Genomic DNA, 12,322 nt, shown 5'->3' on the forward strand with positions numbered 1-12,322 from the left:
TCAAGCCGTCGCAGTCGATGCAACCGGCCGAGCCGGTTTACGGAAGGCGTCCAGTACCGAGCCGGTGTAGAACGTATCGCGGAAAAACCGAAAGCGTCCAAACAGGCAGTACACATGGGTGATCTGCCCACGCTCCACGAACTCCATGCGTATATGCATCTTGATCGCCGGGGTGTTTTCCAGGTCGCAGACATCGACCATCTTGTTGCAACCCTGGTCAGCCATGACTTTCCAAACGTCGGCCTGGACATCCGCCGACAGCTGCGAACCCCAGTAGGCACGGGTCATCTCGCCACCGAACTGAAAGTATTCACCGGGCTTGACCGGAAACCAGCAGCGATAGAAATGGCGATCGAAATAGTCTCGCGTGCTCGCCCAGGCAAACCCCACGGTGTTGCCCTTGTCATCCAGGTACATGAACCCTGTATAGCCTTCGGCTGCCAACTCGCGCATGGTTTCGACACGGTCGCCGAAATGCGTGGCGAAGGCATCGGCATTGCTGACGGTGATGAACTCGCGGCGCACCGGTGGGTAGGGCCGCAGGTTATGCGGTTTGAGCGGGATCCTTACATCGTGTTCGAGCCATACCAGTCGCGAATGGAAGAACACGAAGCGGCGTACCAGCAGTTTGATAACCGAGCGCAAGCCTTTTTTCTGAATGCGGTCGCGCAATTTTTGCAGAGCTTTCATGGTGCCTCCTGACGGGTGGCGGGTTGAGGAAAAACAGAGGCCGTCCAGCTCAGGGCGAAGACGGTTTCACCTGGCAAAAGGAAACCGAGTTGGCCGGCTTTGCATTCGAATGGAACGTTGCGGCTGATGTTGTCCGGGCCGAAATAAACCAGGGCAGCGCCGGGCTGCGGACAGGTCATGCCGTCGAGGCTGACTTGATGGGCCCGGACGCTTTTGTTCACGCCAAGCAGGCTGCGCTCCAGGCCGTTGGCCATGGCCAGTGCATCGACCTCAAACGCATCGTTGTCCATGCGCAGCACCTGGCCGAGCCAATGCTGTTGGATGAATTGCTGGACCAACCCCACCGGCTTGAGCTCGAAGCGTTGGTTGTCCAGTATCCGCACCATGCCCTTGGGGTACTCCGGTTCGTCGGCGGACATGAACCAGTTGAGCATGTCCAGCCAGCCGTCGGCCGAGGCGTTGATGGCCACCGACGTCCACCACAGGGCGGCGTAATGGGTTTCCTGGTCGTAAGGGCTGAGGCTTGATCCGCTGGACATATTGGTCTGGTCCAGCAGCAAGGCTTTGCGCGGCCGGCCCTGGTTGTCCAATCCCACCAGGTTGGCGGCCCGACGAACACTGTTGCGATAGACGCGGGTCGCCAGCAGGTCGCGGATCATCCATTCATGCCAGGCCAGGGCGTCGATCTGGGCGCTCGATGTTTCCAGCAGCCGTCGTGCCCAGTCGATGCCACGTTTGTCTGCGGCGTTCTCGGCCAATGGACCGTTGGTGAACCGCGAACTGGCCGGTATGGCGATGCGGACGCCGGCGCGGCTGTTGGCAGGGTTGGCGCGGACCTGGGCGGACAGGCTTTGGAACACCTGCTGGAAACTGTCGAAGTCGGGATAGTTGAGGTTCGGCTCATCGGCAAAGCTGAGATAGTGGATGCCTTTGCCGCCCAGGGCGCGGGTCGATTCGAGCCAGGCTTGCAGGCCGTTGCCGCTGGTCCGGTCGGCTTGCAGATCGGCCCTGCGCTGGCTGCCAGCGAGCAGAGTGATGTCTTGGGTGATGCCAAAGCGATCCTGGTACAGACGTCGAAACGCGTCCTCATGATCGGCCTTGGCCGCCGTGACATCGACGAGGCTGTAATAGCTGGCCGCCCGGGGGGTCAGCGCATCGAGCACGGCGTAGCTGGAGGGCGGAGGCAGTACGTAGGGCAGGGACATCCCCAGCTTTGGAGTCGTGCCGAGTACATCGGCGTGAAGCGTCAGGTGGGTTCGCCCCGGATCCTGGCGCAGCGGCTGCAGTTGCGCCGGGTCCTGGGCGAACAGGTTGGCGGTGCCGTCCAGCCAGAACGCTGCCTTGCCGTTGCCTTGCAGATGCAGGCGCCAGACCTGGTCCGCGTCCGCCACCGGCAGGGCCACTGTGTCGAATTGCCAATAGGCCCGGTAGGGCTTGAGGTTCAGTTGCACCTGCTTGCCATCGGCAACGCGCCGGGCTTGCAGCGCACGCACGCCGCCGTGGAATTTGCCGGCCAGCACAGCCTGTTCGCCGGCTGCGACTTTGAAATAAAGCTCATCACCATCGTGTGTTTCCGAGCTGAAGTGCACTTTGGCCGGGGCGAACAGCGCGCGGGTGCGGGCATCGTGTTCGACCGTATAGCGCCGGAAACTGTAGCCGGGGATCTCCAACCGATAGCTGGCCGCCCCGGGCAACAGCGGCCATTGCTGCTCGCCGCGCACTTGGGCAGCCTTGACCAGGCGCTCACCCACTAACCGGCCTTGGCCGTTGAGCAGATACAGGTGTTCGGTATTGGCCTCGGCCTGCCAGGCCGGAACCCAGCGGACGGTCACTTGGTCCGGGCGATCGGTTTGCAGATACAGGCTGCCGTCGCGGATGTTGGTCCAGTGCATGGACGCGCCATGGGCCGAGGTGGCCAATACCAGAAGACATAGACCCGCGGCCATTTTCCTCTGTGGGAGCCAGCCTTCTCGCGAAGAGGCGGTTAGCTTCATCATCACAGCAAGCTGACCCACCGCCATCGCGAGCAAGCTCGCTCCCACAGGGGAACTCGGCTGGACGCAACCGGCGCCTGTGGGAGCGAGCTTGCTCGCGATGGCGGTCTGGCGGGCGACGATATTCACGCGGATTTCCCCAACAACATCTGGCGCATCGGCAGCAAATCGCTGGGCAGGATGATCAGTGTCTGCCACAGCGCCACACCGCTGAGACGGCAGTACATCGTCAGCAGCGCCAGGGTCACGCCCAGGTAAGCGATCGAGGAAGCGGCGGCAGCGCCGACGATGCCGTAGCGCGGGATCAGGATCAGGTTCAGGGCCAGATTCAGCAGCGCGCCCACGCCCATCAGCAGTGAAACGGTGCCGGGACGGTTCTTGCCCAGCAGGTCCAGGCGCAAGATGCTGGCGTAGCACAGGCCGAACAATCCCGGCAGCAACGCCAACAGCGCCGGGTACGCCGGTTGATAGGCGGCGCCGAACAGGGTGATGATCAGCCATTCGCCAATCAGCGCCATGCCCAGGCAGGCACCGAGCATCACCGTAGCAGTCAGGCGCAAGGCCAGCGGGGTCAGGCGCTGCATGTCGGTGTCTTGCTGGAGCAGGCGTTTCATCAGCGGCGTGGTGACCGCTTCGGGCACGATCAGCAGCAGTTCGGCCGCGGCGCTGGCCATGGCGTAGTGACCCAGCGCCGTGCTGCCCAGCAATGCGCCAATGAACAAAAAATCCGAGCGCAGCATCACTTGTTGGAACAACAGGTCCGGATGACTACGGGCGCCATAACGCAACAGTTCGTTCTGGCCGGTGCGATCCCAGCGCAGGGTGACCACATGATCGCGCCGCAACCACATCCAGCCGGCCAGCACCACCAGGCTCAGGCCCGCCAGCCAACTGATCAGCGCCGCCTCCAGCGCCGTGTCTTGCCACATCCAGAACAGCGCTACAAACAGCAGCAACGGCGCCAGGGATTCCATCAGTCGCAGCGCATTGAACGCGCCTACGCCGCCGGAAGCATTGTGCAATGTCAGCAGGCCGCTCTTGAGCACCGTCAGGGGGACGGCCAGCAACAGCAGCCAAGCCAGCAATCCCAGCTGCGCGGTGATGTCCAGCTCAGCGCCGAACTCACGCGCCAGCGCCACCACCAACAGTGTCAGCAACCCGGCCAGCAGACACCCGAAAACCAACACCTGGCAAAGCAACAGACCCATGGAGCGCTGCTGCGCCGCCTGGTAACCCACCGCGGAATTGAGGCCTCCACTGGTGGCGGCGCTGATCAAGTCGGGCAGGGTGCTGAGCAGCGCGAACAGTCCGCGTTCGCTGGGCCCCAGGATTCGTGCCAGCAACACATTGCGCAACAGCCGCAGGCCGATCATCGCCAGGCGCGTGCCCATGCTTAGCGCCAAATGCTTGAGATAGTGTGCACGGCTCATGGACGGGCTCCTCGGCGAATGCGCCAGGCGAGCAATTCAGGGTGATGGGCGTTGCGCTGGCTGACGCCGAAACGCGGCAGGTTCAACGGGTCGCCGTCGTGGCGATACAGCCCGGCCTCGGTGCCCAGGGCGAACGGAAAACCGTGGGCCGCCACCTGCTCGCGCACGCGCACATCATTGTCACCGTTGGGGTAGCAATACACCGGCAGCGGCTGGGCGCAGCCATTTTCCAGCGCGGTCCAACTGCGGGTCAGTTCTTCATGCAGGCGCTGATCGTCCAGCCCGGTCAGAATCGCGTGGCTGGCGCCATGGGGGCCGAAACGAATCAGCCCGGAATCTTCGAGCATGCGCACCTGGGGCCAATCCAGCGCCTGGGGTTGCGAGCCTTGCGGGCAGGCTTCGGTGAGATCGCTCAACGTGCTTGGTTCGAGCGTCTTGAGGCTTTGCAGGTAATGCAGCAGCGCCAGGCTGCGGCGCTCGTCGTCGATGTCGTCGAGCAGCACCGGCAATGGCCGGCCGACGTGCTGCAAGTGCTCGATCAGCGAATGCCGCGCCACTTGCCCGTGGCTGCCCCACAGGGTTTCGCCGATGCTTTCCCACCAGAAATGCTGGCGACTGCCGACAAAATCGGTGGACAGGAAAATACTCGCCGGCACCTGGTACTGACGCAGCAGGGGAAAGGCGTTCATGGCGTTGTCACGCCAGCCATCATCGAACGTCAGGGCCACCCGAGGACGGTCCGGAACGCTTTCCGGGTCGGCCAGCAGCAAGGTCATCAAGGGCACGCATTCAAAATGCCGTTGCAACCAGATCAACAGGTGTTCGAACGCTTCGGGCCCCACGCACAGTTCATTGCGGTGGGGCAGCTCGGCGGCGCGGTCGTTGTTCAATACCCGGTGCAACATCAGGATGACGCCGGCGCCACGCAATGGATGGCGACCCATGGACGTGTTCAGGTACAGCCAGCCGCCGGTGCGCTTGAAAACATGTTTGATCGACATCGGCCACACTCCTTAGCGGTTTTGGTCGGGGTTCCATTGGCTGTAGCGCTGGCCTCGCAGGAATTGCCAAAGCCCGATGCTCATGCCGACCAGTGTTACCAGCACGAACGCGGCCAACCGAAATGGCCGAGGCAAGCGGTGGCCTGCGTCGAGCAAGCCGATCAGCGCTGTGGCATAACCGAGCAGTTGCGCCACCAGCGTCAGGCGATAGAACGGATGGTCATTCCACAGCCAGGCGTTGCTCAGCAGCAACGGCAACAGCAGCACCGGCGCCAGGCGGCGGATCAATTTGTGGCTGATCAGGCCAATGGCGTAGAGCCCATGGCGCAGCGGGTTGAGCAGTTCCCGGCGCTGGGCCAGGCTCTGCAATCCGCCGACAGTGACGCGCTGACGACGACGAAACTGCTTGTCGGCTTCGTCCACGCCCTGGTCGGTCACCCGCGCTTTGGGTGCATAAACAATGGATTTGCCGGCTGCCGGCGCGCAGGTGCTGAGGAAAAAATCATCGTTGACCTGGGCCGGAATCGGCTGGAACAAAGCCCTGCGCAAGGCCAGCAAGGCGCCGTCGGCCGAGACCATGCAGCCGGTGCGGCTTTCCACCCGGCGCAGCCACCCTTCGTAGTGCCGATACAGACTGTCGCCGAGGCTCAGCCCCTTGCCGGGCACGGGGATGACCATGTGCCCGGCACAGGCGCCGACTTCAGGATCGCCCAGCGGCGCCAGCAGGTGGCCGAGGGTGTCGTGGGCCCATTGGTTGTCGGCATCGGTGAACACCAGGATCTCGCCGTAGCTATGGGCCACGCCGGTATTGAGGGCGGCGGCCTTGCCCTGGCGTGGCAGGTCGAGCACGGTGATGCGTGAGTCGCCGATTTTGCGCGCACAGGCCACCGTGTCGTCGGTGGAACCGTCGCTGGCCAAGATGATTTGCAGCGAGCGTGCCGGATAATCCTGGGCCAACAGCGTGCGCAATTTCGCTTCGATGTGCCGTGCCTCGTTGTGGGCGGCGATAACAATGCTGACGTCCATCGGCAGGGGCTTGCCATAGCGCCGTAGCGGAAACAACGGTGTCAGCAAGGTCAACAGCACGGGGTAGCCGAGGTAGGCGTACACCGGCAGCAACAGGCAAGACCAATAGATGGATTCAGCCACGGGCGGGTCTCCTGACGTTCCATTGAAAAAGATTGAGCAGCAACGCGGCGCCGGTCAGGTGCAGGCGCACCCCGTGCAAGGCCCACAGTTGCAACGCCAGGCGCGGGTCGCGCTGGCTCTGGCGCAGGCTGAGAAACAAGGCCGGCAATGTGCTGATGAACAGTAGCGTCAACCCCAGGCGCACCTGGCCCTGGAGCAGGGCGGTGAGCGCCAGCAGATCCAGGCCCCAGGCGCCAACGGACAAGGCGGGAAAGCGCAGCAAGCGCAGGCTCGGCCCATGGCTGCGCAGCAACTGCCAATGGCTGCCCTGGCGCCATAGTTCCTTGCTCATCCATTCGCGCCAGCTGCCTTCGTAACCCCAATGCAGGGCCAGGCTTTCGTTCACCAGCAACAACTGCGCACCGGCTTGGCGCAAGCGCAGGGAAAAATCCTTGTCTTCACCGGTACGCAGGGTCTCGTCGAAGCCGCCGACCTGTTCGAACCAACGGCGGCGCATCAACAGATTGGCGCTGGGCAGCCACTGCACTCGATGCAGCGGACGGGCGCCCGGACGTTGGCTGCGGCGTTGCCAGGCCTGGGCGAACCAAGGCGCGTGTCGGGGCGTGTCCAGGTCCAGTCCCAACACATCGCCCTGACGGCCCTCCATTTCGACGAGCAGCTTCAGCCAGTCGGCGGGCATTTCCATGTCTGCGTCGATGAATGCCAGCCACTCACCGCTGGCAACCGCCGCGCCACGGTTGCGCAAGGCGCCGATGTGAACGCCGGGCACAATCAGCACCCGGGCGCCCAGTTCATTGGCGATGCGCGGCCCATGATCGTCCGAGCCGTTGTCGACCACGATCAGTTCGCATTCCAATTGCGCCTGGCGAGCAGCTTGCTGCGCGGCCAGCAGGGTGCGGCCGATGTGGCGGGCCTCGTTGAACATCGGGATGACGATACTGACGCGGCTCATGGGCGGGCCTCCCATGGCGCGGATTGTTCGGCGTCGTAGCGCAACACACTGGTCAAGGCGAGCATGATCCACAGCAACTTGTGGTTCGGCGCGCTGAGAAACATCAGGAACAAGGCCAGCGCCAGGAAACTCATCCCCAAATGTGTGAGCAGGTCGGCCTGGGCCCAGTCCCGACGCTGGAGCCAGAGTTGGCGCGCGCGCACCAGGTTGTAGAGGCCAAGACCGATCATGCCGACAAACATCAACCCGCCCGGTACGCCGATCTCGCTGAATATTTCCAGGTAGGTGTTATGAGCGCGACGGTACAGGTCGCCCAGTTTGCGGTTGGCCGAGAAGGCCTTGGCATAACCGGTCGGCGCGTAGTGCAGGGGAAACGTCCCGGGCCCTGAACCGAGGATGGGGTTCTCGCGGATCATCTGGCTGCCCACCAGGATGTAGGAGGCGCGGCGGCCCAGGGATTCATCCTTGTGAGCGCTGGCGCCGGCGCTGAGGATGCTCAACGATTGGATGCGTGCCACGTAGCCGGCGGGCATCACCGCGATTGCCAGGGGAATCATCAGTGCCAGCCCGAGCATGGCGAAGCCCAGGTGCCGTGGACGAATCCGCGGTAGCTGCGCGCGGTAGTGGTACAAGCCGATCATCAGGCTGAGCAGCAACACCACCAGCCCGGAACGCGATTCGGTCTTGGTCATGCCGCCCAGCAGCAGGATGAAACCGCCGCCCCAGAACAGCCGGTGCAACAGGTTCGGGCTGCGCAGTACCAGCAACAAGGCCAGCGGTATGGTGAACGCGATCAGCAGCGCAAAGGAGTTCGGGTCCTCCAGCAGTCCGGACGCGCGGCCCTGGTCCTGGTATTTGGCCGAGAACATCGCGAGTACGCACGTGGTGGACACGCTCACGGTCATCAAGCGGGCAAACAGGTCCAGGTTCAGCTCGCGTCCGATCAACAAGGTGATCACGAACAGAATCAGCCCTACCGTCAGTTCCCGCAGATGGGTCTGGGACAGGTCCATGTTTTCCGACAGCAGCAGGCTCAGGCCATACAGCGCCATGAAGCCGACCAGCGGCTTCCAGATATTGCTGCGCAGGCGCGTCGCCGGAATCTGGTGCAGGGCCAGTTGCAGTGCCAGGATCAGAATCAGCGCCAGGCCAAAGAACTTGCTGCCCGACAATCCGTTTTCCTTGAACAGCCCTTCGAATGGCACCAGCGCGGCGATGCCCAGCAGGCCCCAGCCGGGCTTGCGGTACAGCACGGCGACGCCGACCAGGCCGAACACCGCGCCGGGCGCCAGGAACGGATAAGGACTGGCCAGCAATGCCAGGCAGACCAGCCCCAGCAAACTGATGATCGAGAGCGGGACGATCATGGTCGAGCCTCCCGTGCCGTGCGGATATAAAGTTGCGACCAGCGTTCGGCCAGCGTGCGCAGGTCGTAGCGGTCGCGTTGGGTGCGCCGGGCGTTGTCGGCGAGGATCCGCGCCAGGGGCGGTTCGCTGAACAGCGTTTCGATCTGGCGGGCCAATTCGTCGCTGTCGGCCGGCGTGGCCAGCAGGCCGTTGTGGCGGTCCTGCAGGATGTCGGGAATGCCGCCGACGCCAAACGCCACCACTGGCACCCCGGCTTGCATGGCTTCGAGCAGGATCATCGGCGTGCCTTCGGTGCGTGAGCTGATCACCAAAGCGTCGAGGCGGCTCCACCAATCATTCATGTCGGTTTGATAACCGGGCAACTCGATGCGCGTCGGCAACCCCGCGTCGGCGATGCGCTTGAGCAGCGGCTGGCGTTCCGGACCGTCGCCGAGCATGACCGCATGCAGCGAACCATGGCGCTGGCAGAGCGGGATCATCGCGTCGAGGAACAGGTCAGGGCCTTTCTCGCTGCTCAAGCGACCCACGTACCCGACCCGCCAGCGCTGCCTGTCGTCACGATGGGGCAGCGGTGTCGTGACGGCCGGCAAACCGTTGGGAATGACGTCGAGCTTGTCCGCCTTGACGCTGGCCTTGCGGTGCAATGCCGCGATGCTTTCGGCGACGCAGACCACGCGCTTGACCGGCGCGGTGCGGCACAGTTGCAGGCTCAACCAGGTGTAGAAACGCTGCTTGGTGCTGCGCGGCGTGAAGCCGTGCTGGGTAATCACCAGGGGCAGGCGCAACAGCGTGGCCGCGGCCCAGCCGAACAGCAAGCCTTTGAAGTTGTGGGTGTTGATCAGCGGCCGGTCCGCGCGACGTTGCCGCAGATGCTGCAACAATTCGCCCAAGCTGTCGCAGTGTCGGCAATCCACCCCGGCCTGGCGAAACCGCGTGATCAAGGTCGGCGGCGCCGCCAGGAACAGCACTTGGTGCTGCCCCGGTGTCGCCAGGCAATGATCGAGCAGCATCCGCTCGGCCCCATAGAAGCCGCCGCTGTCGAGCAGATGAATGATCGACAGGGGGCTGCTGCGGTGGGACGGGCCGAACGGCGCGTTCAATTTTTCACCCAATGGACAAGGCTTGGCAGGCTCCAGTTGCGGTGCGGATTGACCTGTTCGGGCGACTGCTCATTGATCACCAGCAAGACCGGCAGGTCCAGTTGCTGGCTGATTTGCGCAGGATGCTTGAAGCGATGGTCGAAGAACTCACGCACGTAGACCAGAGCGATCGCCAGCAGCAGGCCGCAGAACAAGCCGAACGGGATAATCAGCATCGGCTTGGGAAATACCGCCGCGGTGGGTTCGAACGGGGGGCTCAGGACACGGGCGTTGGACAGGTCATTGTCCAGCGAGCGCGCGGAACTGGCTTCGGCGAACCGTTGGGCATAGGTGGAGAACGCCGCGTGGAGTGCGTTGATCTCGGTGTCCATCTGCCGCAGCTTGCTCTGGGTTTCCTGTAACTGGTGGATGCGTTCCTTGAAGGCCGCGATGCGCTCGACCTTCTGGTTGATCACCGAGCTGACGACGGCCAGGTCGGTGGTGCGTTCCTGGATGCGGTTGTTCACCACTTTGAGGAACTGCTGGCGTGTGCGCATGATCTGTTCGCGGGCCAGCAGCATCGGTTCGCTGCTGGGCTGGAAGATCGCCAGGTCGTTCATGTAGCGGCTGACCTGGCTGGTCAGCTGTTCACCCAGTTGCCTGATTTCCCGGTCCTCGAAGGCGATGTTGTCCACGGTCGTGGTGAAGGTGAACGGGAACGTGTAGTCGTTGAACCGCGAGCTGTTCGCCGCTGCCAGGCTGGTCTTGAGGTAATCGAGCCAGCGTTGGCTTTGCAGCAGGCGATCCTGGTACAGGTTCAGGGCCTGTTCTTCGGTATTGATGGCGTTCAGGCGAAACGTGATTTCTTCCTTGGGATCGGAGGAACCGACGCCTTCGAGCAGGCCGAGCCGGGTGCCTTCCAGACCGTCGAGGCGCGTCTGGTATTGGACTTTTTTCTGCTCGTAGAAGGTCTGGGGCAATTCGATCGATTGCAGGTCCTGGCGGCCGGTGAGGTAGTTTTCCAGCAGCTGCGCGACGAACCGGGTGCCCTGGGCGGGATCGCCGAAGCTGTAGATGATGGAGATCACGTTCGAGCCGGGCAGGGTCTCGATTTTCAGGTTCGCGATGGCCTCGTCGGTGAGGGTATCGAGCATCGTGTCGCGTACCGGATCGACTTCCAGCCCGAGGCCGTCGCGAAGCGGATTGATGACGTATTCACGCAGTGGCTGGGTGATGTAGCGCTTGAGCGGTTCGCTCACCCATTTATTGAGGGCCCCTGGGCTCGGGGTGTATTCACCCTGGTCGCGCAGGGTCTTGATGGTTTCGCGAATCAACGCCGGTGAGCGCAGGATGTTGCTCTCGGTTTCCATGTCCGCCAGGGACGGCGGAATGAAAGTCGCGTTTTCCTGGTTCAACGAGGTAGTGGCGTCGCCTTGGGAGAGTTTTTTCGACTGGACGATCACTTGGGCGGTGATGTCGAAACTCTGCTTGAGCATCAACGGCAACACCAGAGCGATCACGGCGAAAACCAGGAAGATGCGCTTCACCCACTGCTTGTTGGCGAAGAAGATCCTGAAAAACTCGTGCAGATAATTTTCCTTGGGGTTCATGTCGGTCACCTGAGTCTCAGTTGTCGCTGCCTTTGTTGTCGACGCGGTAGCCGAAGCTCAACCCCGTGCCCTGGAACAGCACCACATCGGCCAATTGCCTGGCCAGTTCACCGGCACTTGCAAGCTTGGTCTTGGGCACGAACAGCATGTCTTCCGGTTGTAGATAGGCGATCTGCGACGCGTCGCCGCTCAAGGCTTTCTCCACGTCGTAGTGGCGGGCTTCGACCTGATTGCCGTTGCGGCGCATGATCACCACGGAGTCGAGCCGGGCCTTGACGTTCGTGCCCCTGGCCAGTGTCAGGGCCTCGAGTACCGAGATCGGCCGGCGGATCGGGTAGGAGCCGGGCTGGGCCACTTCGCCGAGGACATAGATTTCGTTGCCGGCGGTGGACTTGAGCAGCACGTCCACCGTCATGTGGCCGGGCAGTTGGGCGTAGCGCTCGTTGAGGAAAGTCTCCAGCTGGCTGACGGTCATGCCTTGCAAAGGCACGGCGCCAATTTCCGGGAAGCTGGCGTAGCCATCCCTGCCCACGGTGATTTCCCGGCTCATGCCCGTGCCAGGGTGAGTCAGGGTGTTGCGCAGCTTCGTCTCGCCGGAGAGCGGGCTCGTCACCAGTACGGTCAATTGGTTGCGATTGGGCTGGAACAACATCTTCTGGTCATAGGCGCGCTGCACCGCCAGGCGCGCCTCGTCGGTGGTCAGGCCGCCGACTTTCACCGAGGTGTTGGCGCCCGGCAGTTCGATACTGCCGTCGGGCATCACCTGTTGCGTGCCGTTGAGCTGGCTGGCGGCGGTGAAGTTCAGGGCAACCTGGTCGCCAGGCTGCACGCGATAAGCCTGGGAAGAGGTGGTGCCGATGTGGAATATCACGTCCAGCACATCCTGGGGCCGCAAGGTCTGCTCGACCTTGGGCATGTCGGTGGCCTGGGCATTGGCCGGCGCCGCGGTGAGGATCTGCACCGGCATCGAGCGGGTATCGGTGTTGCTGGAGCAACCGGCAAGCGGCAGCAACAGCAGGACAAGCATTCTAGCGTTCATCTCGTCATCCT

10 protein-coding genes are annotated in these 12,322 nt (G+C 63.0%); all 10 read right to left on the reverse strand.

All coding sequences use genetic code 11. From position 1 onward, the window contains the following. Entirely contained in the window at positions 1–690 is a 690-nt protein-coding gene (locus J3P90_RS09050) for an N-acetyltransferase (protein WP_420765786.1), read from the reverse strand. After that, entirely contained in the window at positions 687–2,582 is a 1,896-nt protein-coding gene (locus J3P90_RS09055; protein ID WP_434676161.1) for a hypothetical protein, read from the reverse strand. The genes J3P90_RS09050 and J3P90_RS09055 overlap by 4 nt, the downstream gene beginning before the upstream one ends. A 227-nt stretch (positions 2,583–2,809) precedes the next feature. Further along, positions 2,810–4,114, reverse strand: coding sequence for a lipopolysaccharide biosynthesis protein (locus tag J3P90_RS09060; protein WP_434559711.1), 1,305 nt, complete (start codon positions 4,112–4,114; stop codon positions 2,810–2,812). Continuing rightward, entirely contained in the window at positions 4,111–5,115 is a 1,005-nt protein-coding gene (locus tag J3P90_RS09065; protein ID WP_420765788.1) for a polysaccharide deacetylase family protein, read from the reverse strand. Before J3P90_RS09065 ends, J3P90_RS09060 begins: the two co-directional genes overlap by 4 nt. A gap of 12 nt (positions 5,116–5,127) precedes the next feature. Then, on the reverse strand, positions 5,128–6,264 hold the full coding sequence (locus J3P90_RS09070; protein ID WP_434676162.1) for a glycosyltransferase family 2 protein: 1,137 nt from the start codon (positions 6,262–6,264) through the stop codon (positions 5,128–5,130). Further along, entirely contained in the window at positions 6,257–7,216 is a 960-nt protein-coding gene (locus J3P90_RS09075; RefSeq protein WP_420765790.1) for a glycosyltransferase, read from the reverse strand. Before J3P90_RS09075 ends, J3P90_RS09070 begins: the two co-directional genes overlap by 8 nt. Then, positions 7,213–8,583: an O-antigen ligase family protein gene (locus J3P90_RS09080; RefSeq protein WP_434676163.1), complete on the reverse strand. Its 1,371-nt coding sequence runs from the start codon at positions 8,581–8,583 to the stop codon at positions 7,213–7,215. Before J3P90_RS09080 ends, J3P90_RS09075 begins: the two co-directional genes overlap by 4 nt. After that, positions 8,580–9,683 (reverse strand): glycosyltransferase family 4 protein, encoded by a 1,104-nt coding sequence (locus J3P90_RS09085; protein WP_434676164.1) that lies wholly within the window; start codon positions 9,681–9,683, stop codon positions 8,580–8,582. The genes J3P90_RS09080 and J3P90_RS09085 overlap by 4 nt, the downstream gene beginning before the upstream one ends. Further along, positions 9,680–11,272 carry a GumC family protein gene (locus J3P90_RS09090; protein ID WP_434606689.1) on the reverse strand — a complete coding sequence of 531 codons (1,593 nt, stop codon included), beginning with the start codon at positions 11,270–11,272 and terminating at the stop codon, positions 9,680–9,682. Before J3P90_RS09090 ends, J3P90_RS09085 begins: the two co-directional genes overlap by 4 nt. Positions 11,273–11,288: 16 nt before the next feature. Next, positions 11,289–12,311 (reverse strand): polysaccharide biosynthesis/export family protein, encoded by a 1,023-nt coding sequence (locus J3P90_RS09095; protein WP_420765794.1) that lies wholly within the window; start codon positions 12,309–12,311, stop codon positions 11,289–11,291. Positions 12,312–12,322 lie beyond the last annotated feature (11 nt).

Source organism: Pseudomonas sp. D3-10 (assembly GCF_051132175.1).
Lineage (GTDB): Bacteria > Pseudomonadota > Gammaproteobacteria > Pseudomonadales > Pseudomonadaceae > Aquipseudomonas.

Excerpts from the sequence above, each read along its gene's own strand:
- J3P90_RS09050 (WP_420765786.1), bottom strand. The coding sequence starts at position 690 with ATGAAAGCTCTGCAAAAATTGCGCGACCGCATTCAGAAAAAAGGCTTG.
- J3P90_RS09055 (WP_434676161.1), bottom strand. The coding sequence starts at position 2,582 with ATGCACTGGACCAACATCCGCGACGGCAGCCTGTATCTGCAAACCGAT.
- J3P90_RS09060 (WP_434559711.1), bottom strand. The coding sequence starts at position 4,114 with ATGAGCCGTGCACACTATCTCAAGCATTTGGCGCTAAGCATGGGCACG.
- J3P90_RS09065 (WP_420765788.1), bottom strand. The coding sequence starts at position 5,115 with ATGTCGATCAAACATGTTTTCAAGCGCACCGGCGGCTGGCTGTACCTG.
- J3P90_RS09075 (WP_420765790.1), bottom strand. The coding sequence starts at position 7,216 with ATGAGCCGCGTCAGTATCGTCATCCCGATGTTCAACGAGGCCCGCCAC.
- J3P90_RS09080 (WP_434676163.1), bottom strand. The coding sequence starts at position 8,583 with ATGATCGTCCCGCTCTCGATCATCAGTTTGCTGGGGCTGGTCTGCCTG.
- J3P90_RS09090 (WP_434606689.1), bottom strand. The coding sequence starts at position 11,272 with ATGAACCCCAAGGAAAATTATCTGCACGAGTTTTTCAGGATCTTCTTC.
- J3P90_RS09095 (WP_420765794.1), bottom strand. The coding sequence starts at position 12,311 with ATGAACGCTAGAATGCTTGTCCTGCTGTTGCTGCCGCTTGCCGGTTGC.